This window comes from Streptomyces sp. NPDC051020, assembly GCF_040683105.1.
Taxonomy (GTDB): Bacteria; Actinomycetota; Actinomycetes; order Streptomycetales; family Streptomycetaceae; genus Streptomyces.
The window spans coordinates 1-23,180 of record NZ_JBFBCG010000075.1; the positions used below are offsets into that span (position 1 = coordinate 1).

Sequence of the window (23,180 nt, forward strand, 5' to 3'; positions counted from 1 at the left end):
CCAACGCCTCAGGAGTCGCCTTCCCGTACTTCTTCAGCAACCGCGCATCCAGCGAACCCGCGTTCACACCGATCCGGATCGGCGTCCCCGCATCACTCGCGGCCCGCGCGATCTCCTTCACCTTGTCGTCGAACTGCTTGATGTTCCCCGGATTCACCCGCACCGCCGCACAGCCCGCATCAATCGCCGCGAACACATACTTCGGCTGGAAATGAATATCCGCAATCACCGGAATCTGCGACTTCCTGGCGATCGTCGCCAACACATCCGCATCATCCTGCGTCGGACACGCCACCCGCACGATCTGACAGCCGGACGCCGTCAACTCCGCGATCTGCTGCAACGTCGCACCGACGTCCGACGTACGGGTCGTGGTCATCGACTGCACCGACACCGGCGCATCCCCACCGACCGCCACCGACCCGACCTGGATGCGCCGCGAGGGGCGGCGCATCGCGAGCGGCCGGGCCGGCAACTCGGGGAGACCCAGTGCGACTGGTTCTCCAGCGGTCATGACGTCACCGGTTCCCGGAGGCGGTTTCCCGCGCGGCGCGCAGGGATTCCTTCAGCGACCCCATCGTGGCGAGGACCGCGGTCGGCTCGTAGCCGCAGTGCGCCATGCAGTTGGCGCAGCGCGGGTCCTTGCCGCGGCCGTACTTGTCCCAGTCGGTCTCCTCGATGAGTTCCCGGTACGTCGGGACGTACCCGTCGCTCATCAGATAGCACGGTCGCTGCCAGCCGAAGAGCGAGTAGTTGGGGATCGCCCAGGCCGTGCACGGGAAGTCCGCCTTGCCCTCCAGGAAGTCCAGGAAGAGCGGCGAGTGGTTCAGCCGCCAGCGGGCCCGGTTGCCGCCCGCGAAGGACTTCTTGAAGAGCTCGCGGGTCTGCTCGACTCCGAGGAAATGCTCCTGGTCGGGCGCCTTCTCGTATGCGTAGGCGGGCGAGATCATCATCTCGTCGACCTTCAGATCGTCATTGAGGTAGTTGAGGACCTCGATGACGGTCTGCGGGGTGTCGGTGTTGAAGAACGTGGAGTTCGTGGTGACCCGGAAACCGCGCCGCTTGGCCTCCTTGATCGCCGCCACCGCCTCGTCGAACACGCCTTCCTTGGCGACCGATTCATCGTGCCGCTCGCGCAGGCCGTCGATGTGTACGGCGAAGGCGAAATACGGCGAGGGGGTGAATTTCTCGATCTTCTTGCGGAGCAGCATCGCGTTGGTGCAGAGGAAGACGTACTTCCTCCGTGCGACCAATTGCCTTACGATTTCGTCGATCTGAGGGTGCATCAGTGGCTCGCCCCCCGCGATGGAAACCATCGGGGCACCCGATTCCAGCACCGCGCCGACGGCTTGGGCCACCGGCATGCGCTGCTTCAGGACTCCGGCCGGATGCTGGATCTTTCCGCAGCCCTCGCACGCCAGATTGCAGGCGAACAAAGGCTCCAGCTCGACAATCAGCGGGAACTTTTCCCGCTTGCGGAGCTTTTGTTCAATGAGGTACGTCGCAACCTTGATGGTCTGACGGAGCGGCATGGCCATCTAGCTCACCTCCTGGGGAGCAGCAAAGATCGGTGCCATTCATAGAAAGCCGGCAGGACGGCACGAAGAACACGGAAGGCTGATATTCCACCGCGTACTGTGCCGATGCGGACGAGCTCATGCTTTGGCGCGTCCACGACCACCCGTACAGCCGCAACCGGGCGCGGCCCGGTGCGCAGGGCGGTGCGAAGAGTGGCGGCGGACTCCATGTCCACCGCGATTGCCCCGGTGGCCCGCAGCTCGGCCCGCTCATGTCCGCGTACGACATGGCCGGAACCGGTGAGCGGACCGGTGTGGACGGTGCGGCCCGGCACCGCCCTGGCGAGGGCCTCGGCGAGCAGACCCGCGCCGGTACAGGCCGTCGAGTCCCCGGTGTCCCGGGTCTCGTCGGCGACCACCAGGTCCCCGGGGTGCATGTCGGGTGCGAGCCCGGCACAGAACCCGGAGGCGATGACCACGGAGCCGTGCGCCCAGTCCTGGGCGAGCGCGCGTTCCACGGCCGTCTCGGCGGCTTTCGGGCCCATGCCCGTACGGAGCACGGTCACCGGGCCCGGGGCGTCGCCGGCCTTTCCTCTGCCGCTGCGCAGGGCGAGTTGCTCGATACCGAGCGCGCAGGCGATCAGCAGAGGCGCTGCGAAGCCGGGCGGTCCCGGGGCATCGCCCATCAGGCCCCCTCGCGGGTGGCCGTGCGGGCGGCGAACGGGTCACCGTACACGTACCGCCCGAGCGCGGTGAGAGGGAAGACCTGACGGTAGAGGTGGTAGTTGATGGAGAAGTCCCAGGGGAACCCGGTGCCGGTGAAGTACGGCTCGTCCCAGGACCCGTCGGCCTGCTGGTTCTCGGCCAGCCAGGCGACGCCGCGGGCCACCGCCGTGCTGTCCCGCCGGTCGGCGGCGAGGAGGGCGAGGAGGGCCCACGCGGTCTGGGAGGCGGTGGACGAGCCGTGCCCGATCCACTTCTCCTCCCGGTACGAGCGCAGGTCCTCACCCCAGCCGCCGTCGTCATTCTGCACGGACTCCAGCCAGCCGACAGCCCGGCGGATCGCCGGATCGGCGGTGGGCAGCCCGGCGGCGATCAGGGCGGGCACCACCGACCCTGTTCCGTAGACGTAGTTGACTCCCCAGCGGCCGAACCAGGCACCGCTCGCCTCCTGTTCGGCGAGCAGCCACTCGACGCCGCGCCGGGCGGCGGGGTGGTCGGACCGCCCCTCCATGGCGAGCATCTCCACCACGTGTCCGGTGACATCGGCGGACGGCGGGTCGATGACCTCCCCGAAGTCGCAGAACGGCAGCCGGTTGGGGAAAGGGCTGGTGTTGTCGGCATCGAACGCACCCCAGGCGCCGTTGCGGGACTGCATGCCGAGGTTCCAGCGCACCCCGCGTTCGATGGCGGCCTCGATACTGGCCGGGTTGGGGTGCCGGACGCGGCGCAGCGCGAGGACTACCTCGGCGGTGTCGTCAATGTCCGGGTAGTTGTCGTTGTGGAACTCGAACGCCCATCCGCCCGGGTCCAGTTGAGGTCGACGCACGGACCAGTCGCCGGGCCTGACGATCTCCTCGCCGAGCATCCAGTCCGCCGCTTTCACGAGCGCGGGATGGTCGGGGCTGACTCCGGCATCGGCGAGCGCGATGGTGGCGAGGCAGGTGTCCCAGACCGGTGACTGGCAGGCCTCGATCATGCGGGCGCCGTCCTCGCGCCAGACGGCGAACCGGTTCAGCGAATCCAGGCCGGCCCGCATCACCGGGTGGTCGAGGTCGTAGCCGAGGAGGTGCAGGGCGATGACGGAGTACACGGCGGGCGGCTGGATGCCGCCCCAGCAGCCGTCGTTCTCCTGACGTTCGATGATCCAGCGGGCCGCCGCGTTCATGGCCATCCGGCGCAGCCGGCGCGGGGCCACCTTGTGATAGACGTGCAACGCTTTGTCGAGGCGCTGGAAGACGCCGTCCCAGCTGGCCGCCGGGGCGGGGCGCTTGGGCGGGTTCGGGACGAGCGGGTCGGTGTGCAGTTCGTCGAGGGCGAAGGGCGCGGGCCGTACCGGCCGCTTCGCCGAGACGACGGTCAGCGGCACAATGGTCTGCCGGGCCCAGCAGCCGAAGTCGTAGATGTTGAGCGGGAGCCACTTCGGAAAGAACATCAGCTCCGGTGGGAGCTCCGGCAGGTCGTCCCACTTCCACCAGCCGAAGAGGGCCAGCCAGATGCGGGTGAAGACGCGGCTCTCCGCGATGCCGCCTTGCTCCCGGATCCATCCGGAGGCGCGCGCCATGTGCGGCTCGTCCGGCCGGTCTCCGGCCAGCCGCAGCGCGACGTAGGCCTCAATGGTGGCGGAGAGGTCTCCCGGGCCGCCGTAGAAGGTGGCCCAGGTGCCGTCGACGAGCTGCTCGCCGCGGATGAAAAGTCCGGCCGCCTCTACGGTGGCCGGGTCCTGAATGCCGAGGAACTGACGGAGTAGCAGATCCTCAGCGTCCATCGTGACGTTGGTGGCGAGGTCGCCCTTCCACCAGCCCTGGGCGTCCTGCCTGCCGAGGAGATGCTCCGTCGAGCGTTCCGCGGCCCGCCGCGCGGCGGTGAGCACGTCGTTTGCCGAGGTGGTTGATTCGGTCGGTTCGCTGGCCGAGGCTGCGCGGGGGTTCACAGCCCCGGTGCTTCCGTCGGTCGTCGCTGTCATGGCTTCCCCTTCGTGCAGTCGGTCCTCTGCTGTGCTGGGGTCTCCGTCGGCCGGCGCCCGGTACGGGCACCGGCCGGCGACTGCGAGTCATATGCGGATGGTGATCATCTCTTTCGTACGACGACGAAGTCCGCGAGCGCCGTGAGCTGCGCCCGCACGGTTTCCGGCATGGCGACAGCGTGCAGCGCCTCGATGGCGACCGCATGCTGCCGACGGGCCTCCTGGGCGGTCCACTCCCGGCCGCCCGCCTCCTCGATGAGCGCCGCCCGGGCGGCGAACTCCTCCTCGGAGAAACTGTCGAAGTCGCTGCTCTTGGCGTCCGCGGCGAGCAGTTCGCCGAGGCGCTCCGAGGCCGGTCCGCCCGCAGCGAGCGCGGCGACGACCGGCAGGGACTTCTTGCGCTGACGCAGATCGCTCCAGGTCTGCTTGCCGGTGGACTCCGGGTCGCCCCAGATACCGAGCAGATCGTCGACGGCCTGGAAGGCGAGGCCGAGGTGATATCCGTAGGCCTCCAGAGTGTCGGCGGTACGGTCGTCGGCGCCGCCGAGCACCGCGCCGATGGACACGGCGCAGGCAAGCAGAGCACCCGTCTTGTTGCCCTCCATCTCCAGGCACTCCTCGACGGTGACCCGCTCGCGGTGCTCATAGGAGATGTCCTGGGCCTGCCCGTCGATGAGCTTGCGGCTGGCGGTGGTCAGCCGGCGGGCCGCGCGGCCCGCCTCGACCGTGCCGAGCTCCAGCAGGATCTCGTTGGCCAGCGCGAAGAGCGCGTCGCCGACCAGGATCGCCTGGGCGGGGCCGTGCACCTTCCACACGGTGTCGCGGTGACGGCGCTGCTCGTCGCCGTCCATCAGGTCGTCATGCAGCAGCGAGAAGTTGTGCACGAGTTCGACGGCGACGGCCCCGGGGATGCCGGCCTCGGCGGCGGCGCCCGCCGCCTCCGCGGACAGCAGGGCGAGCGCGGGGCGGACAGCCTTGCCGCCGTCACCGTCGGCGGGGCGGCCCTGAGCGTCGATCCAGCCGAAGTGGTAGGCGGCGACGGTGTCCATGGGCGGTGCGAGCCGGTCAACGGCGGCCCGGAGCACCGGAGCGGACATGGCCCGTCCGCGCTCCAGAAGCGCGTTGACGTCCGCGGTGTCTGCCACGGTGTCGAAAGCCGGATTCGCCGGGGTCACTGACTCTCCTCTTGTTCCGGTGGTACTGCTCATGCCGCCTCCTGCAGCGGATGTTCATGGGTGCGGCCGAGCGAGGAGAGCGCGGCGCCTGCGGCGCTGAACCCGCTGCGGACAGCGCCCTCCATCGTCGCGGGCCAGCCCGTGGCCGTCCACGCTCCGGCCAGATGGAGGCCGGGCATACGAGTGCGGGTTCCGGGGCGCAGCCGGCCGACGCCGGGGGCGGGGGCGAAGGTCGCCGTCCGCTCCCGGGTGACGAAGAAGTCCCTGATGCCGGCTCCGCGGGCGGCGGGGAGCAGCCGCTCCAGTTCGGGCAGGTAGCGGCTGCGCAGTTCGGCGACGGGCAGGTCGATCTCGTCGTCGGCCGCGGACTGGGAGATCGCGAGGTACTGTCCGGGCCCGGTGAGCCCGGAGGCGTCCGTGCGGTCGAAGACCCACTGGACCGGGGAGCCGAGTGCGGCGAAGAACGGGCGGCGCAGCACCTTGCGGTCGTAGACGACGTGCACATTGAGGATCGGCGAGGTGCCGATGTCGAGCAGCCTGTCCGGCGCGTCGAGTGCGCCCTCGGGCAGCAGGCCGTGGGTCTCGCGCTGCGGGACGGCGAGGACGACGGTGTCCGCCTCGATCCGTTCGGCGCCCGTGTCGACGATCCAGCGTCCGTCGTCGGTACGGGAGAGGCTGTCGGCCTTTGTGCGCAGTTCGGTCCGTACACCTGCGGAGTCGAGCGCCTTGCGGGCCAGCGTGTCGTGGACCTCGCCGAGCGGCACGCTCGCCCAGCCGATGTCGGCGGCGCCGGGCTCGGAGAGAAGTCCGGTCTTGAAGACCTTCGCGGCGAGGGCCAGCGAGGAGTTCGGTGCGGTGGCGTTGAGTGTGGCGACGCCGACCAGGTCCCAGAGGGCCTCGATGGTGCGCGGGGACTGTCCGTGCCGGGCCAGCCAGCTGCCGAAGTCGATGGTGTCGAGCGCCGGGTCGTCCGGGTCGAGGCGGCCGAGTGCCAGCGCGGCGCGCCCGACGGATGCCCGTTCGGCGAGCGAGAGGTGCGGATAGCCGGCGAGACCGGCGGCGAGGTGGAACGGGACGGGAAGCGCGTTGCGGCGCAGCCGTCCGAGCCGGGGCCCCGAGGGGCGTCCGACGTCGAGAACGGGCACGTCCAAACGGTTTTGCAGGGGTGCCAGACGGGCACCGTCGACCCGGTCCAGGAACCAGCGGTAGGCGGTGCAGCAGCGCAGATAGACGTGCTGTCCGTTGTCGACCGTCAGTTCGCCGCGACGGAAGGAGAAGGCGAGTCCGCCGAGCCGGGGCCGTCCTTCGAGCAGGGTCACGTCAAGCCCGGTGTCGGCGAGACGGAGGGCTGCGGTGATGCCGGCGAGTCCGCCGCCGATCACGACGGCGTGGGACGAGCGCAGGGCCTCGTCGGTCATGCGTCCCCCCTCCGCTTCCGCCGGGTCGAACCGGCCGGGCTGGTCATGTCGGTCAGGCACGTCGTTTCAGTCAGGGACGCGTCATCCCGTCGGAGGGTTGCCCGCCGAGGAGACCGATTGTCCGTGTTGCACATGTTGCGCGAGTTGTCCGCGATACGCATCAGACACGCCCTCGGGCCGTCCGGCGCGAAATGTACCGCGCGTCCAGACCCGACAGGCCACGCACCGCGACGTACGCCTTCTCGTGGCCCGGCAGCGAGACCCGGCCGCGCAGCACCGCCTCGGGATCGCGCTCGATCCGGTCGAGCAGCCGCCGGTAGATACCGGCCATGGCGGCGACGCAGGCACCGCTGCGGCGGTCCAGCATCGGCAGCAGCCGGTAGCCCTCGGCGAACAGGGCGCGGGCACGCCGGACCTCGAAGTGGACCAGGCCCACGAAGTCGGAGCCCGGCGGCGGTGTGGCCCGGTGGAAACCGGCGGAACAGCCGAACTTGGCGAGGTCGTCGGACGGCAGATACGTACGCCCGTTGCCCGCGTCTTCGCGGACGTCGCGGAGGATGTTGGTGAGCTGCAGGGCGAGGCCGAGCGTGTCGGCGTACTCCGCGGCCCGGTCCGCGCCGGGCGCACCCGGTTCCGTCCCGAAGACCCCCAGGCTGAGCCGCCCGATGGCTCCGGCGACACACCGGCAGTAGACCTTGAGGTCGTCCCACGTCTCGTACGTCGCGCCGCGCACGTCCATCAGCACGCCGTCGATCAGCTCGTCGAGCCCACCGAGCGGCAGCGGAAACCGGCGTGCGGCGTCGGCGAGCGCGACGGCCACCGGGTCGGTGTCGTCCTCGTCGACCGCGCCGTCCCGGATCCGGTCCAGGAGAGTGCGGGTGCCCTCCAGCCGGGTCCGCTTGGTCTCCCGGTCCAGCTCTCCGTCGCCGATGTCGTCGACCCGGCGGGAGAAGGCGTACAACGCCGACATGGCCTGCCGTTTCTCGGCAGGCAGCAGCCTGATTCCGTACGCGAAGTTACGTGCCTGCTGTCCGGTGACGGCCTCGCAGTAACTGTATGCGGCCTGTACCGGCGCCGACATGTACGTCGTCTGTCCCTCCACGGTCCGGTTCACCCCTCTCTCCGCGCTCTTCGCAAGACAACTCCCACCTCGCGCAGCAGGCTGGGCTTGGCGGGCTTGGGCGGTCCAGGCAGTACATCGAACCCGGCGGCCGCGATCGCGGTGAGGGCGGCACGCCCCCCTCCCACAAATCCGGCGAGAAGCAGCTTGAGCCTGCCGTGGACGCTACCCACCAGGGGGGTGCCTTCATTCAGCAGGTTCCGGGCGCGTTCTGCTTCGTATGCAACGAGTGCGCGCACCGATGCGCCCCCGGAGGGGGTTGCCAGGTCGGCCTCGGTGACATGGAACCGGGCCATGTCCTCGGCCGGCAGATAGATCCGGTCGCGGCCGAGGTCCTCGGTGACGTCCTGGAGGTGCTCGACAATCTGCAGGGCGGTGCAGACGGCGTCGGAGCGGCGGATCCGCTCGGGGCTCGCAGTCCCGGTGATCTGGAGGACCAGCCGGCCGACGGGATTGGCGGAGAGCTCGCAGTAGGCGAGCAATTCCTCGTACGTCCCGTACCGCCGGACCTTCTGGTCCTGCCGGTTCGCCTCGATGAGCCCGAGGAACGGCTCGGGAGTGAGCGAGCAGCGCCGCACGGTGGGGCGCAGTTCACGGAGCAGCGGGTGGCGCGGGCCGTCGCCCGCGGGGTCGAAGACGCGGTGCAGATCGGCCTCGAAGGCGTCGAGCATCGCGAGCCGGTCATCGGTCTGCGCCGGGTCGAGTCCGAGGTGACGGGCGTCGGCGCCGCCGGGGGCGAGGTCGCCGTCGCCGATGTCGTCGACGAGGCGGGCGTATCCGTACACGGCCATCAGATCGTTACGCCACGCGCGCGGCAGAAAGAACGGGGCCACAGGGAAGTTCTCGTCCGCGGCCTTGTCGAGCGTGGCGGGTACGGCGGCGTCATGGCGCGCCTGCCGGGCACGAGTCACCACGGACCGCCCGGCGCGGGGACGGCATATACACCTCGGAGCTGGAGATTTTCCGTCATTGCCGTCACATCTCCCGTTCTACACTGCTGACCCAAAACATCCCATTCCGGACACGCCGCCCGCTCTCCCGAGTGCGGTGGACCGTCTAGGGTCGGTACTCCCAGGCGGTATCGCCCCACTTGCCACGAATCAGCACTGGTACAGCTTACGTTGTACAACCTTCAGCCATACGCGCGGGTGCAGTGCACACTGCGACAACGCTGCCCTTCCCGCCAACCTTCCCCGTGCGCAAGGAAATTGACGTCATCCGGCGGGAGGAGATCGCCGCTGGCGTGGCGCAGAGCCCGCTGCACGCCCGCCGGGTGCCCGCGATCCGGACATCGCAGCGGCCTCCGCCGGAGTGCTCCGGCGGAGGCCGCTGCGATGAGGGAGGACGGCGGAGGTCCTACTTTCCGGTCTCCCGCTCGTACGCCTTGAGGACCTCGTCGGTCGGGCCGTCCATCAGCAGCTCGCCCTTTTCCAGCCAGAGCACCCGGTCGCAGGTGTCCCTGATGGACTTGTTGCTGTGACTGACCAGGAAGACCGTGCCGGCCTCCTTGCGCAGTTCGCGGATGCGCTTCTCGGAGCGGATCTGGAACTTGCGGTCACCGGTGGCCAGCGCCTCGTCGATCATGAGAACGTCGTGGTTCTTGGCGGCGGCGATGGAGAACCTGAGCCGGGCGGCCATACCTGAGGAGTACGTCCGCATCGGGAGGGTGATGAAGTCGCCCTTCTCGTTGATGCCCGAGAAGTCGACGATCTCCTGGTAGCGCTCGCGGATCTCCTCGCGCGTCATGCCCATCGCGAGCCCGCCGAGCACCACGTTCCGCTCGCCGGTCAGATCGCTCATCAGCGCCGCGTTCACACCGAGCAGCGACGGCTGTCCGTCCGTGTACACCTTGCCGCGCTCGGTCGGCAGCAGACCCGCGATGGCCCGCAGCAGGGTCGACTTGCCGGAGCCATTGGTGCCGATGAGGCCGATGGCCTCGCCCCGGTAGGCGGTGAAGGAGACACCGCGTACGGCGTGCACCTTCCGGACTCCCCGCGCCTCGCCCTTGCCGCGGCGCAGTATCCGGCTCAGCGCCGCGGTGGCACTTCCCTTGCCTCCGCCGGCGCCGTTGACCCGGTACACGATGTGCACATCGTCGGCGATGACGGTGGGGATGCGCCCCGAAGTGTTGTCCTCAGCCACGGCCGTACCGTTCCTCTGCCTTCCAGAAGTACACAAAGCCCGCGAGGCCGATGCAGACCGCCCAGGCGAGCCCGACGATCCACACGTGCGGCGGCAGGTTCTCGGAGCCGTAGCCGTCAATCAGCGCGAAGCGCATCAGGTCCATGTAGATCGCCGCCGGGTTGTACTGCAGCACGCTCGCGATCCACTCCGGCTTGTCCTTGAGCATGACCGGAATGGAGAACATGACACCGGACGCGTACATCCAGGTGCGCATGATGAACGGCATCAGCTGGGCGAGGTCGGGGGTCTTGCTGCCGAGCCGGGCCATGATCAGGGCCAGGCCGGTGTTGAAGACGAACTGCATGGCCAGCGCGGGAACGATCAGCAGCCAGGCGAGCGAGGGGTAGCTGCCGAAGCCGATCACCACGAGCGCCATCACGATCATCGAGTACAGCAGCTGCTGGAGCTGCTGCAGCGAGAACGAGACGGGCAGCGACGCGCGGGGGAAGTGCAGGGCTCGGACCAGTCCGAGGTTGCCCGAGATCGCCCGAACGCCCGCCATCACCGAGCTCTGCGTGAAGGTGAAGACAAAGACGCCCGTCACCAGGAAGGGGATGAAGACCTCCTCGGTCATGCCCTTCCTGGTACCCAGGATCAGCCCGAAGATCAAGTAGTAGACCAGGGCGTTGAGCAGCGGCGTGGCCACCTGCCACAGCTGGCCGAGCTTGGCCTGGCTGTACTGGGCGGTCAGTTTGGCCCGGGAGAACGCCATGATGAAGTGGCGGCGGCCCCAGAGCTGCTGGACGTACTCGAACAGCCCGGGCCGGGCGCCGCTCACCGTCAGGCCGTACTTGCCTGCCAGTGCGGCGGCGCTCAGGCCGTCGTCGGCGGATGGCGGGGTGCTCAGCGCGACCGCACCGTCATGGGTTGTGTCACTCACCAGATGAAACTCTCGTATTCAAGATGCGCAGCCAGTCGCGGTCGCGGTTCAGGCGGACAGGTCCCGTAAGAAATAAATACGCCCCATGCTCTCAGAGGAGAGCTTCTCAGATCACGGGAGGTCGGCCGAGTCTGGTCAGCCGCCATACCGTGCGCCACTTCATCGGACGGCGTGGTCCGCAGGGCTTGGTCCAGCCTTCCCGGAAGCCGCCGAACCATGCCTTCAGCGCGGGGCCCGAGGGCTTGCGGAGCAGCGTCAGCAGCAGCCAGACGCCGAGGTAGACGGGGACCAGAGGCGCGGGCAGATTGCGGCGCGCCAGCCAGACCCGGTTCCTGGCCACCATGCGATGGTAGACCGCGTGCCGGGACGGGGCGGTGGTCGGGTGGTTGAGGACCATGTCGGCGCGGTAGTCGATCATCCAGCCGGCGTCCAGTGCCCGCCAGGCGAGATCCGTCTCCTCATGCGCGTAGAAGAAGTCGCCCGGCAGCCCGCCGACCTCGGCGAGGACCTGGGTACGGACGGCGTTGGCGCCGCCCAGGAAGGTCGTCACCCGTGACGAGCGCATCGGGTCGGCGGCGCGCAGCCGTGGCACGTGGCGGCGCTGGGTCACGCCGGTGTCCGGGTCGGCGATCCGGAAGCTGATGATCCCCAGCTTCGGGTCCTGCTCGAACGCCTGCCGGCACAGCTCGGCGGTGTCGGTCAGCGGCAGCAGTCCATCGTCGTCGAGGAAGAGCAGCGCGTCGACATCGGCGCCGGACGGGCCGAACGCCTCGATGCCGACGTTGCGGCCGCCGGGGATGCCTAGGTTCTCGGGGAGCTCTACGGTCCGCACCCCTGCGGGGACGTCCGGGACCGGGGCGCCGTTGCCGACGACCACCACCTCGATCCGGTCGCCGTCCTGCTTGGCGACCGAATCGAGGAGGGCGCGCAGCTCATCAGGACGGTTGCCCATCGTGATGATGACCGCGCCGAGCTTCATGGGGGTGCTCACTTCAGCCTGCTCGATGCCAGGACCGACACCAGGTGCAGCAGCGTCTGTACAAGGGCGATACCGGCCAGTACGGCAACGCCGAGCCGGGAGAAGAACAGATCGCCCCTGACCGCGTCCAGGACCGCCAGGACCAGGATCAGCAGTGATGCCTCGATCCCGAGCACCAGGCGGTGGAACTTCAGCGCCGCGGCGGCCTTGCGTGCCAGCGCCAGACCGGACGAGCGCGGCTCCGACGCCGCCTCCTTGACGGGCGGCAGTCCGCCCTGGTGACGCGCGACGCCGACGAGGTCGGTCTCGGCCTTGATCAGAACAGCGCCGAGGGCGGCGAGGGTGCCGAGGAAGGCCCACAGCCAGTCGATCCGCCCGGATCCCCACAGATCAGCCGCGCGCAGGCCGAAGCCGACGAGCACCGCGGCGTCGCAGAGGTAGGCGCCGACACGGTCCAGGTAGACGCCACCGAGCGAGAACTGCTTCTTCCAACGGGCGATCTCGCCGTCGATGCAGTCGAGCAGCAGATAGAGCTGGACCATCACCACCCCGAGGACGGCACCCGTGATCCCGGGCACCAGCAGGGCCGGGGCGGCGAGGACGCCGCAGACCGTCATCAGGTAGGTCAGCTGGTTCGGCGTGATCTTGGTGTTCACCAGGTACCGGTCTATGCGCAGCGAGATCTCCCGCATGTACATGCGCCCGGCCCAGTGTTCACCGCTGCGCCGGTCCTTCACACCCTCCGGGTGAACGACCGGACGGAGTTCAGCTACTGATGGTCTTGGCATAGTCGGCGTACGCGTCCCTGATCTGGTCGGTGGACAGGTTGAGGTGTTCGAGGATCGTGAAGCGTCCCGGACGTGTCTGCGGGGCGTAGTCGACGGCCTGGACGAACTCGTCGGCGGTGAAGCCGATGTCTTCGGGCAGGACCGGCAGCCCGTGCCGGCGCAGGGTGGTCACCATGAGCAGCGACTCCTCGCGCGCACCTCGCAGATACATGGCGAAGCAGGCGCCGAGGCCGACCTGCTCGCCATGGCTGGCAGCGCGCTTGGGGTACAGCAGGTCGAAAGCGTGGTTGATCTCGTGGCAGGCGCCCGAGGCCGGCCGGGAATCCCCGGCGACCGACATGGAGATGCCGGTGAGCACCAGGCCCTCGGCCAGTACCTTCAGGAAGGCGTCGTCGCCGACCCCGCCGGGGTGGCGCAGCACGGCCTCACCCGCCTGCCGGGCCATGGCGGCCGCCAGCCCGTCGATCTCCTCGCCCGTGACATCGTGGGCGAGCTCCCAGTCGGCCACGCAGGAGATGTTGGAGACCGCGTCGCCGATGCCGGAGCGGACGAAACGGGCGGGCGCCTCGCGGATGATGTCGAGATCGATGACGACGGCGATCGGGGTGGGGACCCCGTAGGAGCCCCGCCCGTTGTCGTTGTCCAGGGTCGCCACGGGCGAGCAGAGGCCGTCGTGCGAGAGGTTCGTCGCAACCGCGACCATCGGCATGCCGACGCGCGCCGCGGCGTACTTCGCCACGTCGATGATCTTGCCGCCGCCGAGGCCGACCACGGCGTCGTACCGGTTGCCCTTGATCTGGTCGGCGAGCCCCACGGCGGAGTCGATCGTGCCGTCGGCGACCTCATACCAATGGGCGCCGGGCAGCACCGGGGACAGCCGCTCGCGCAGGACCCGGCCCGAGCCGCCGCTGATCGCGACGGCGAGCTTGCCGGAGGTGGAGATCCGCTGGTCGGCGAGGAGGCCGGCCAGGTCGTCCAGGGCGCCGCGACGGATGTCGACGACGACCGGGGACGGGATGAGCCGGGTCAGTACTGGCACGCGATCTCACGGCCCTTCGCGAGGTCGTCGTGGTTGTCGATCTCGACCCACGTCACTTCGCCTATGGGGGCCACGTCGACGGTGAAGCCGCGGTTGACGAGCTCCTGGTAGCCGTCCTCGTAGTAGAGGTCGGGGTCGCGCAGATACGTCGCCTTCAGGGCGTCGGCGAGCTCCTCGGCGGCCTCGGGCTCGATGAGGGTCACGCCGATGTACTCGCCGGTCGCCGTGGCGGGGTCCATCAGCTTGGTGATCCGCTGGACGCCCTTGTCGCCGTCGGTGATGACCTTCATCTCCTCATCGGCGAGGTTCTTCACCGTGTCGAGGGCGAGGATGATCTTCTGTCCGTTGCCGCGGGCGGCGAGGAGCGTCTTCTCCACGGAGACCGGGTGCACGGTGTCGCCGTTGGCGAGGATGACGCCCCGCTTCAGGACCTCACGGGCACACCACAGGGAGTAGGCGTTGTTCCACTCCTCGGCCTTGTCGTTGTCGACGAGGGTGAGCGTCAGGCCGTACTTCGCCTCCAGCTCGGCCTTGCGGTCGTACACGGCCTCCTTGCGGTAGCCGACGACGATCGCGGCCTCGGTGAGACCGATCTCCGCGAAGTTGGCGAGCGTCAGGTCGAGCACGGTCTTCTCGCCGTCGACCGGCACGAGGGCCTTCGGAAGCGTGTCGGTGTAGGGGCGCAGACGCCGTCCTGCACCGGCTGCGAGTACGAGGCCGATCATGCGGGTTCTCCTTCGTCGTGAACGGCAGGTGCTCCGGAGGACACCCAGAAGCGGATGGACTCGGCGAGCACCACCACGGCCACGGCCACCGCGAGAGCGGTGAGTGCCACGGTGAAACCTGAATGCTGAGTGAGTACGGCGGCGAGTACGGCCACCACCAGGGTCCGGCCCTCGTGCCCACCGATCGTTCGCACCAGCCACCGGGGCGGCGCGCCGGTGCCCCCGCGAATGCGGTACACCGTGTCGTAGTGATGGTAGGCGACGGCCGAAATCAGTCCGAAAGCCGCAGGAAGGGCTTGATCGACATCGCTGCGGGCGGCCAGAGCAAGGATCGCGCAGTACTCCGCCGCCCGGAATATCGGGGGCACGAGCCAGTCGAGTGCGCCCTTGAGGGGGCGGGCGACGGCGACGCCGGAGCAGACCGCGTAGAACACCGCGGCGACGATCATCTGCCGGCTGCCGAACGGCTGCAGCAGAGCGGCGCTGATCAGGGCGGCCGCACCGACGAGGGCCACCACCGGGGCGGCCCATCCGCCCCGGATACGGGGTCCCCTCGCCGCGACGAGGCCGGCCAGCGGCCCGGAGTCCGCGAGGTCGGAGAGCGCCTGGGCGGCCCGGTCGGTGCGCCGTGCCTTGCGGGTCAGCGAGCGCAGCAGGCGGCCGGCGGTGGTGTAGCAGGCGGCGACGGAGCAGCCGATCAGCAGAGCGTAGAAGACGATCCGCGGGGTCGTCACCGCGGTCAGCACGGCGATCATCGCCCAGCGCTCACCGATCGGCAGCACTATCATCCGGCGCAGCCAGACCGTCCAGCCGACGCTGTCGAGCTTGTCGGAGAGGGCTGCCGTCGGGCTCGAATTGGCGACCGCGTCGTGGTTGGCCTCGTTGAACGAGAAGTCGACGACATGGCGGCAGGTCTGCAGCACCATCGCACCGAGGGCGAGCGCCCATACGTCGTCGCCGCCCTGGGCGGCGCCGAGGGCAAGGCCCGCGTAGTACGCGTACTCCTTGGCCCGGTCGAACGTGGCGTCCAGCCAGGCGCCCATCGTCGAGTACTGCAGCGAGTAGCGGGCGAGCTGCCCGTCGGTGCAGTCCAGGACGAAGGAGAGGAGTAGCAGCAGTCCGGCGGCGATGTACCCGCCGCGACTGCCGGTCGCCGCGCAGCCCGCCGCGACCAGCGCGGTGAGCAGGGAGGCGGTGGTGACCTGGTTCGGGGTGAGGCCGCGGCGCGCGCACCAGCGGGCGATATAGCGCGAGTACGGGCTGATGAAGTAGGTGGTGAAGAAGCCGTCGCGGGCCTTTACGGCGCTGCGCAGCCGTACTGCCTCGTCATCGACCGCGGCCACAGCGGACTGCGCGGTGGCGCGGGCGGCCTGGTCGACGGGGACGGCCGCGACGAGCGAGCCGAGTTCCGGGCGCTGCACGGCGGTGCCCTCGGCCTCCAGCGCGACGGCGAGGTGACCCGGCACGGTGCGGTCGGTGACGGGCACGGTGTCCGCGGCGACGGCCGGCCCCAGGGGGACTCCCGCACCGACGGCCGCGGTGGCGCTGCGCAGGGCGCGGGCGAGCGCGGGGCGCGCCTCCGGCTGTGCGGTGAGCGCACCGGGAACGGTGGCAGCGGGAAAGCGGGGGTCGGTCAGTCCGAGCCGGAGGGCGTGGACGTGTCCGACGAAGCGGGGATCGATGAGCGCGACGCGGGCGTCGGCGGGAGCCGCGGAGAGCAGCTCGGCGGCCTCGGTGACATCAGCGGCGGCCTGCACGTCGAAGCCCAGCGACCTCAGATCGTCCTCGAGCGACGATCCGGGTACCGGTGCACCGGTGAGGATGGCGGTCGACAGACGAACTCACTCCTTGGTGCTGACAGGGTCGGCGCGCAACAGTGCGGCCCGGATGCGGGCCGGCGGCACGTCGGCAGAGGCTATCGGATGAACGGAAGCGGGAATTCACTGCCCGTTTGTGCTCCGTTCGGGGTGGACCGGCATCATGCGGAGCCGCCCGCGATCATCATCGTCGATCCCGGCCCCGGCTCACAAACCGCGGGGGTACCGGTCTCTCCCTCGGCTCACGCGCCGCAGGGGCATGGACCTAGGCTGACGGGTATGACATGGCTGATCACAGGCGGAGCGGGCTATATCGGGGCACATGTGGTGCGGGCCATGGCGGCCGCCGGGGAGCGGGTGGTCGTGCTCGACGACCTCTCGACCGGCGTCCGCGACCGGCTCCCGGCCGATGTACCGCTGATCCGCGGCTCGGTCGCCGACCGCGCACTGCTCGACCGTACGCTCGTCGGGCACGCGGTGACCGGTGTGGTGCATCTCGCAGCGAAGAAACAGGTAGGCGAATCCGTCGAGAAGCCGCTGCTCTACTACCGGGAGAACGTCTCGGGGCTGACCGTCCTGCTGGAGGCCGTGGTCGCGGCCGACGTCCGGAGCCTCGTCTTCTCCTCCTCGGCCGCGGTGTACGGCGTACCTGACGTGGAGCTCATCACCGAGGAGACTCCCTGCGCACCGATCAATCCGTACGGTGAGACCAAGCTCGCCGGGGAGTGGCTGGTCCGGGCGACCGGGAGGGCGCACTCCCTGTCCACCGGCTGTCTGCGCTACTTCAACGTGGCGGGCGCGGCCGAGCCGGAACTCTCGGACACAGGCGTCTTCAACGTCATTCCGATGTTCTTCGACCGGCTGACCCGCGGCGAGGCCCCCCGGATCTTCGGCGACGACTATCCGACGCCGGACGGGACCTGCATCCGCGACTACATCCACGTCGCCGATCTCGCCGACGCGCATCTCGCGGTGGCCCGGAGACTCGCCGAGCAGGACGGCCCCGGGGACCTGACCGTGAACATCGGCCGCGGCGAGGGCGTCTCGGTGCGCGAGCTCGCCGATCTGGTGGGCGAGGTCACCGGCCACCGGATCGAGCCGGAGACCGAGCCGCGCCGGCCCGGCGACGCGGCCAGGGCCGTGGCGTCCGCCGCACGGATGTCCGAGGACCTGGGCTGGACGGCCCGGCGCGGGGTGCGGGAGATGGTCGAGTCGGCCTGGGAGGGCTGGTGCCTGCGTCACCCCGGGGCTCTCGCCGACTGATCCGCACCTGACCACTCCACCGCCCTGACCTGCAATCGTTTCCGCAGGTCAGGGCATATGACAACGGTGTTCAGTGCCGTGTTGCCGGATACCCCCTACCCGTAGTTCACTGGGCTTCTCGGGCCGATACGGGTCCGGTTCCGCAAGACGACCGGAGGCGTCCCCATGGGGGCTGGGCACGATCACGGGCACTCGCACGGCGGGCCACCGCCCACCGGCACCGCCGCCGCCGCGTACAAGGGGCGGCTGCGGATCGCGTTGTGCATCACGCTCACCGTGATGATCCTGGAGATCATCGGTGGCCTGCTCTCCAACTCGCTCGCACTGATCGCCGACGCCGCCCACATGGCGACCGATGCGCTGGGCCTCGGCATGGCGCTGCTGGCGATCCATTTCGCCAACAAGCCGGCCGGGCTCAACCGCACCTTCGGCTATGCCCGGGCCGAGATCCTGGCCGCTCTGGCCAACTGCCTGCTGCTGCTCGGCGTGGGCAGCTATGTGCTCTACGAGGCGGTCGGGCGCTTCATCACGCCCACCGAGACGCGGGGCGGACTGACGATCGTCTTCGCCCTCGTCGGCCTCGTCGCGAACATGATCTCCCTGTCGCTGCTGGTGCGCGGGCAGAAGGACAGCCTCAATGTGCGCGGCGCCTATCTGGAGGTGCTCGCCGACGCGCTCGGCTCGGTCACCGTGCTGGTCTCGGCCGGCATCATCCTGACCACCGGCTGGCAGGCCGCCGACCCGATCGCCTCGCTGCTGATCGGCCTGATGATCGTCCCCCGTACGGTCAAGCTGCTCCGGGAGACGCTCAATGTGCTGCTGGAGGCGGCCCCCAAGGGCGTCGACATGGGCGAGGTACGGGCCCACATCACCGCCCTGCCTGGGGTGCTGGACGTCCACGACCTGCATGCCTGGACCATCACCTCGGGGATGCCGGTGCTCTCCGCCCATGTGGTGGTGCAGCAGGAGCTGCTCGACTCGATGGGGCACGAGAAGCTGCTGCACGAGCTGCAGGGCTGTCTCGGCGACCACTTCGACGTCGAGCACTGCACGTTCCAGCTGGAGCCGAGCGGGCACGCGGAGCACGAGGCCGGGCTCTGCCACTGAACGGCGATTCAGCGCGGTACCCGACCTGCCGTCCGGGCGCGGGTGTAGGGTCCTGCGCGGAGGTATACGCGCCTCCCCCTGCCTGAGAGAGGAGCTGAGGTTGATGACCGTCGCGACGGCGCCTGCCCGGCGCAGCATCCGGTCCTTCTTCAGCTCCCGGGTTCCGGGCTAGCACCCCGACTCACGCACGCCGAGTCGCCACGTTGGCCGGAACCCTCTCACTCAAGGGTTTCCCACGTTGACCGACAACGATCACGCCTCCCGTCACGAGGCGTTCTTCTCCCTGCACCACGACCTGCCCCGGCAGAGCCCCGGCTCCGACGCCACCACCCGGTGGCTGCTCGCCCGCACCGGCCGGCTGCCGCGGCGTCCGCGCGTCCTCGATCTGGGCTGCGGTCCCGGTCGTGCCACGCTGCTGCTCGCCGCCGAGGCCGGCGCCGAGGTGACGGCCGTCGACACCCATCAGCCGTTCCTCGACGAGCTGCGCGCGTCCGCCGAGGCGCGCGGGCTCGGCGACCGGATCCGTACCGTCCACGCCGACATGGGCAGGCTTTCCGGGCCGGGGACCCCGGACTTCGCGGACGCGTCGTTCGATCTGGTCTGGGCCGAGGGGTCCGCGTACATCATCGGCTTCGACACCGCGCTGCGGGACTGGAAGCGGCTGCTCGCCCCGGGCGGCTCCTTGGTGGTCAGCCACTGCGTCTGGACGACGGACGCGCCGTCGGACGAGGCGCGCGCCTTCTGGGACCAGGACGGCCCGATGCTCCCGGTGTCGGCACAGACGGCGCAGGCCGTCGCGGCGGGCTATCACGTCCTCGGGGTGCGGGTGCAGCCCGAGAGCGACTGGGACGAGTACTACGTGCCGCTCGCCGAGAAGGTCGCGGCCACCGATCCGTCGGCGCCCGGAATGGCGTGGGCGCTCGCGTCTACCCGGGAGGAACTGGCCATGCGCCGCGACCACGGTACGGAGTACGGCTATGCCACGTACGTCCTGCGCCCCGCCGACCCCCGCTGGACCACCCGGCCGGAGACGACGGCGGACATCGGTGCGGTGCACGCGGTCAATGCGGCAGCCTTCCCCACTCCGGACGAGGCCCGTCTCGTCGACGCGCTGCGCGCCGATCCGCGGGCCTGGCTGCCCGGTCTGTCCTACGTGGCACGGGAATCCGAAGGGGCCGGGGACATCGCGGCGTACGCACTGCTGACCCGGTGCCGGGTCGGTGACGCACCGGCGCTCGCGCTGGCCCCCGTGGCAACGGCCCCGGACCGTCAGCGGCAGGGCGCGGGGCAGGCGGTGGTCCGGGCCGTGCTGGACGCGGCCCGGCTGCGGGGCGAGTCGCTCGTGCTGGTGCTCGGGCATCCCGACTACTACCCGCGGTTCGGCTTCGTACCGGCGTCCCGGTACGGGATCCGGGCGGGCTTCGAGGTGCCGGACGAGGCGATGATGGCTCTGGTCCTCGACGATTCCGTGCCCGTGCCGACGGGCACGATCCAGTATCCGGCGGCATTCGGGATCTGACGTGCCGTCCGGTCCCGCCGCATCCACCAGGTGCGGCGGGACCGGACATGCCAGGACCCGAAGTGCGGACAAGCCGCTTTTGTACGGCAGACTTGAGCAGACTCGAGGGGACCGGCGCACGAGGCCGGGCACCATAGCGAAGGATGGGTATGCCGACCACACCAGCCACCGCGGCGAACAGCTCGTCGAACGGCACAGCAGAAGCGATCATGCTCGAACTGGTCGACGAGAACGGCACCACCATCGGCACGGCGGAGAAGCTCGCTGCCCACCAGGCACCCGGTCAACTGCACCGGGCGTTCTCCGTGTTCCTCTTCGACGAGCAGGGCAGACTGCTGCTGCAGCGCCGGGCGCTCGGCAAGTACCACTCCCCCGGTGTCTGGTCGAACACCTGCTGCGGGCACCCGTACCCGGGCGAGGCACCCTTCACCGCCGCCGCCCGGCGTACGTACGAGGAGCTCGGGATCTCGCCCTCGCTGCTGGCCGAGGCCGGCACCGTCCGCTACAACCACCCCGACCCGGCCTCGGGCCTGGTGGAGCAGGAGTTCAACCACCTCTTCGTCGGGATGACGCAGGCGGAACCGGATCCGGACCCGGAGGAGGTCGGTGAGACGGCGTTCGTGGCCGCCGACGAACTGGCGAAGCGGCATGCCGAGGCACCGTTCTCGGCGTGGTTCATGACGGTGCTCGATGCCGCGCGCCCGGCGATCAGGGAGCTGACCGGCCCGTCCGCGGGCTGGTAGCGGCGAACCGAACGGCGGGCGCGGGACGGGCGGAGGCGGTCAGAGGTACGGGTTCAGCGGCAGCGCGGCCCAGATGATCTTTCCGCCGCCTGCGGTGTGCTCGACATCGCAGGTGCCGCCCGCCTCGTTCGCGATCTCCCGGACCAACAGCAGCCCGCGCCCGCCCGTCTGCGCATAGTCCGTCTCCAGCGCCGTGGGCCGGTACGGGTGGTTGTCCTCGACGGAGACCCTGACCCATTCGGCGCCGACGGCCACCTCGACGGCGAGCTCCGGGGAGAGCAGCGCGGCGTGCTTCACGGCGTTGGTGACCAGCTCCGAGACGATGAGCAGCAGGCCCTGGGCGATGCCTTCGTCCATCGGCACGCCCTGGCGGTTCAGCAGATCGCGTACGGCGTGCCGGGCCTGCGGTACGGAGACGTCGACGGCCGGCGCGGTGAACCGCCAGACTCCCTCGTACGGCACGGGCCTGGCGGGGACACTCCCGCGGCTCTCCATAGTTCCCGCACCCGCTCTCGACTCGACAGTCACTGCACGTCGAAGTACAGAGTGCGGGGAGTAGTCGGCCCGGGCTGTGCTACTGAACAGAAGTCGACCTCTATCGACAGAATTTTTTTCGAATGAGTATGACAGCGTCACTTCTTGGACTGGTTCTGATCTTCTTCTGAAGGCTTGTCCGGCAGCGCCTCGGCCGACATCTGGTCCGAGACCAGCGAGACGATGCGGCGGCCACCGACCCCGATCGCGATCAGGCCCAGCCCGTCGAAGAGCAACGCCAGCGAGAAGAACAGGCCGAGCACATAGAGGCTGCTGTGCGGCCAATCGAAGAGCACCAATAGTCCCAGGAGCAGCCCGAAGGCGCCTTGCAACAGCGTCCAGCCGAACTGCGGCCCTCGCACAACGACGCTTCCCACCAGCCGGAACACCCCACCGGTCAGGAAGAGCAGCGCGGCGAACATGGTGAGCGTCTCGGCCGTGCCGTGCGGATGGCGGATCACGACGACACCTGCGGCCAGGTACAGCGCGGCGACCACGACACCGAGCCAGAAGTAGTCGGTGCCGCGGGACTGGATCGCGTGGAGCAGACCGACGAGGCCGCCGATGAGCAGCAGCCAGCCGAAAAGGAACAACGAGGTGAGCGTCGCGACCTCGGTGTAGACGAGACCGACCAGGCCTGCCACGGCAAGGAGAGCACCGAGCAGGACGAGCCCGCCGAAGCTGCGACTCAGTTTCCTGCCCTGGAGTTCGGAACCGGGCATCTGACAGCTCCTCACGGTGCGTGCCTGCTTCTCAGCCCCTTTTTGATCATAGGTTCGAACGGGACGGATAGCATCCGGCGCATGGACCGTACGGAACCGCAGCTGCAGCTCACCGTCGCGGACGGCATCGCCACCGTCGTGATCAGCAACCCGGCCAAGCGCAACGCCATGACGGCCGCCATGTGGCAGGCACTGCCCGGACTGCTGGAGCGGACGGCCGCCGACCCCTCCGTGCGCGCCCTGGTTCTGACCGGCGCCGGGGACACCTTCTGCGCGGGCGCGGACATCTCCTCGCTGCGGGACCGGGCGAGCGGCCCGTCGTACGATCCGCAGGCTCTGGCGGTGGCGGCCGAGGAGGCCCTGGCCGCCTTCCCCCGGCCGACGCTCGCCGCGGTGCGCGGCTACTGCGTGGGCGGCGGCAGCCAGCTGGCGGCCGCCTGCGATCTGCGGTTCGCCGAGGAAGGCGCTTCCTTCGGCGTCACCCCGGCCAAGCTCGGGATCGTCTACGCCGCGTCGTCGACCCGGCGGCTGGTCTCGCTGATCGGACCGGCCGCGGCAAAGCATCTGCTGTTCTCCGGCGAGTTGATCGGCACGGAACGTGCGCTGCGGACCGGACTGGTGGACGAGGTACTGCCGGCCGGCGAGCTGGACAAGCGGGTGGAGGCGTACGTACGGATCCTGGCATCGCGCTCACAGCTGACACAGGCGGCGGCGAAGGAGTTCGCCACGGGGCGGGAGGACCGGGACGCGTACTGGATGGAGCAGGCGCGCCGCAGCGGCGACACCGCGGAGGGTGTCGCCGCCTTCCTGGAGCGGCGGGCGCCACGCTTCACCTGGACGACCTGAGCGCCGGCCGTGAGCCGCCGCACATCCCGTAGGCGCGCGTCCGCAGAGTCCCGCCCGGCCCGCGGCGGGCCGCGCCCTCCGGGCGGACGGCGTCACTGTGCGGCCACCCCTCGCGGTA

22 protein-coding genes are annotated in these 23,180 nt (G+C 69.8%); 5 read left to right on the top strand and 17 right to left on the bottom strand.

The window, feature by feature from the left end; genetic code table 11:
• The 15 genes from AB0N06_RS30225 to AB0N06_RS30295 form a co-directional block, all read right to left on the bottom strand.
• On the bottom strand, positions 1-514 hold a 514-nt coding region (locus tag AB0N06_RS30225), incomplete at its 3' end, for a flavodoxin-dependent (E)-4-hydroxy-3-methylbut-2-enyl-diphosphate synthase (RefSeq protein WP_366137879.1).
• Between the two features lie 4 nt (positions 515-518).
• Positions 519-1,538, bottom strand: coding sequence for an adenosyl-hopene transferase HpnH (hpnH, locus tag AB0N06_RS30230; RefSeq protein WP_358859776.1), 1,020 nt, complete (start codon positions 1,536-1,538; stop codon positions 519-521).
• A 5-nt stretch (positions 1,539-1,543) separates the two neighbouring features.
• Positions 1,544-2,203 carry a 1-hydroxy-2-methyl-2-butenyl 4-diphosphate reductase gene (locus AB0N06_RS30235; protein ID WP_366137880.1) on the bottom strand — a complete coding sequence of 220 codons (660 nt, stop codon included), beginning with the start codon at positions 2,201-2,203 and terminating at the stop codon, positions 1,544-1,546.
• Positions 2,203-4,203, bottom strand: a complete 2,001-nt coding sequence (shc, locus tag AB0N06_RS30240; RefSeq protein ID WP_366137881.1) for a squalene--hopene cyclase — start codon at positions 4,201-4,203, stop codon at positions 2,203-2,205. Before shc ends, AB0N06_RS30235 begins: the two co-directional genes overlap by 1 nt.
• A 104-nt stretch (positions 4,204-4,307) precedes the next feature.
• Positions 4,308-5,411, bottom strand: coding sequence for a polyprenyl synthetase family protein (locus AB0N06_RS30245; RefSeq protein ID WP_366137882.1), 1,104 nt, complete (start codon positions 5,409-5,411; stop codon positions 4,308-4,310).
• Positions 5,408-6,796 (bottom strand): hydroxysqualene dehydroxylase HpnE, encoded by a 1,389-nt coding sequence (hpnE, locus tag AB0N06_RS30250; protein ID WP_366137883.1) that lies wholly within the window; start codon positions 6,794-6,796, stop codon positions 5,408-5,410. Before hpnE ends, AB0N06_RS30245 begins: the two co-directional genes overlap by 4 nt.
• Before the next feature lie 160 nt (positions 6,797-6,956).
• Positions 6,957-7,877, bottom strand: coding sequence for a presqualene diphosphate synthase HpnD (gene hpnD / locus AB0N06_RS30255; RefSeq protein WP_366137905.1), 921 nt, complete (start codon positions 7,875-7,877; stop codon positions 6,957-6,959).
• 29 nt (positions 7,878-7,906) lie between these two features.
• Positions 7,907-8,827, bottom strand: a complete 921-nt coding sequence (gene hpnC / locus AB0N06_RS30260; protein ID WP_366137906.1) for a squalene synthase HpnC — start codon at positions 8,825-8,827, stop codon at positions 7,907-7,909.
• A 445-nt stretch (positions 8,828-9,272) separates the two neighbouring features.
• On the bottom strand, positions 9,273-10,058 hold the full coding sequence (locus AB0N06_RS30265; RefSeq protein WP_366137884.1) for an ABC transporter ATP-binding protein: 786 nt from the start codon (positions 10,056-10,058) through the stop codon (positions 9,273-9,275).
• On the bottom strand, positions 10,051-10,980 hold the full coding sequence (locus AB0N06_RS30270; protein WP_366137885.1) for an ABC transporter permease: 930 nt from the start codon (positions 10,978-10,980) through the stop codon (positions 10,051-10,053). Before AB0N06_RS30270 ends, AB0N06_RS30265 begins: the two co-directional genes overlap by 8 nt.
• Before the next feature lie 106 nt (positions 10,981-11,086).
• Positions 11,087-11,971, bottom strand: coding sequence for a glycosyltransferase (locus AB0N06_RS30275; protein ID WP_358859784.1), 885 nt, complete (start codon positions 11,969-11,971; stop codon positions 11,087-11,089).
• Positions 11,968-12,747, bottom strand: a complete 780-nt coding sequence (locus tag AB0N06_RS30280) for a CDP-alcohol phosphatidyltransferase family protein (protein ID WP_366137886.1) — start codon at positions 12,745-12,747, stop codon at positions 11,968-11,970. The genes AB0N06_RS30275 and AB0N06_RS30280 overlap by 4 nt, the downstream gene beginning before the upstream one ends.
• Positions 12,725-13,786 (bottom strand): iron-containing alcohol dehydrogenase family protein, encoded by a 1,062-nt coding sequence (locus AB0N06_RS30285; protein ID WP_366137887.1) that lies wholly within the window; start codon positions 13,784-13,786, stop codon positions 12,725-12,727. Before AB0N06_RS30285 ends, AB0N06_RS30280 begins: the two co-directional genes overlap by 23 nt.
• A complete protein-coding gene (locus tag AB0N06_RS30290) occupies positions 13,774-14,511 on the bottom strand; it encodes a phosphocholine cytidylyltransferase family protein (protein WP_366137888.1) in 738 nt (245 codons plus the stop codon). The genes AB0N06_RS30285 and AB0N06_RS30290 overlap by 13 nt, the downstream gene beginning before the upstream one ends.
• A complete protein-coding gene (locus AB0N06_RS30295) occupies positions 14,508-16,268 on the bottom strand; it encodes a DUF5941 domain-containing protein (protein ID WP_366137889.1) in 1,761 nt (586 codons plus the stop codon). The genes AB0N06_RS30290 and AB0N06_RS30295 overlap by 4 nt, the downstream gene beginning before the upstream one ends.
• 339 nt (positions 16,269-16,607) lie before the next feature.
• Between AB0N06_RS30295 and galE the strand changes: the two genes are divergently transcribed.
• The 4 genes from galE to idi all read left to right on the top strand — a co-directional run bounded on the left by galE (position 16,608) and on the right by idi (position 20,960).
• Complete coding sequence (gene galE / locus AB0N06_RS30300) at positions 16,608-17,591, top strand: UDP-glucose 4-epimerase GalE (RefSeq protein WP_366137890.1); 984 nt, start codon at positions 16,608-16,610, stop codon at positions 17,589-17,591.
• Between the two features lie 165 nt (positions 17,592-17,756).
• Positions 17,757-18,698 (top strand): cation diffusion facilitator family transporter, encoded by a 942-nt coding sequence (locus AB0N06_RS30305; protein ID WP_366137891.1) that lies wholly within the window; start codon positions 17,757-17,759, stop codon positions 18,696-18,698.
• 238 nt (positions 18,699-18,936) lie between these two features.
• On the top strand, positions 18,937-20,217 hold the full coding sequence (locus tag AB0N06_RS30310) for a bifunctional class I SAM-dependent methyltransferase/N-acetyltransferase (protein ID WP_366137892.1): 1,281 nt from the start codon (positions 18,937-18,939) through the stop codon (positions 20,215-20,217).
• Positions 20,218-20,366: 149 nt separating this feature from the next.
• The gene (gene idi, locus AB0N06_RS30315) at positions 20,367-20,960 is read left to right on the top strand and encodes an isopentenyl-diphosphate Delta-isomerase (protein WP_366137893.1); all 594 of its coding nucleotides are present in this window, start codon (positions 20,367-20,369) and stop codon (positions 20,958-20,960) included.
• A gap of 39 nt (positions 20,961-20,999) precedes the next feature.
• On the opposite strand, the gene AB0N06_RS30320 is transcribed toward idi, so the two are convergent.
• Positions 21,000-21,455, bottom strand: coding sequence for an ATP-binding protein (locus AB0N06_RS30320; RefSeq protein WP_366137894.1), 456 nt, complete (start codon positions 21,453-21,455; stop codon positions 21,000-21,002).
• Between the two features lie 137 nt (positions 21,456-21,592).
• Positions 21,593-22,216, bottom strand: a complete 624-nt coding sequence (locus tag AB0N06_RS30325; protein ID WP_366137895.1) for a DUF308 domain-containing protein — start codon at positions 22,214-22,216, stop codon at positions 21,593-21,595.
• An 81-nt stretch (positions 22,217-22,297) separates the two neighbouring features.
• Between AB0N06_RS30325 and AB0N06_RS30330 the strand changes: the two genes are divergently transcribed.
• Complete coding sequence (locus AB0N06_RS30330; RefSeq protein WP_366137896.1) at positions 22,298-23,062, top strand: enoyl-CoA hydratase-related protein; 765 nt, start codon at positions 22,298-22,300, stop codon at positions 23,060-23,062.
• Positions 23,063-23,180 lie beyond the last annotated feature (118 nt).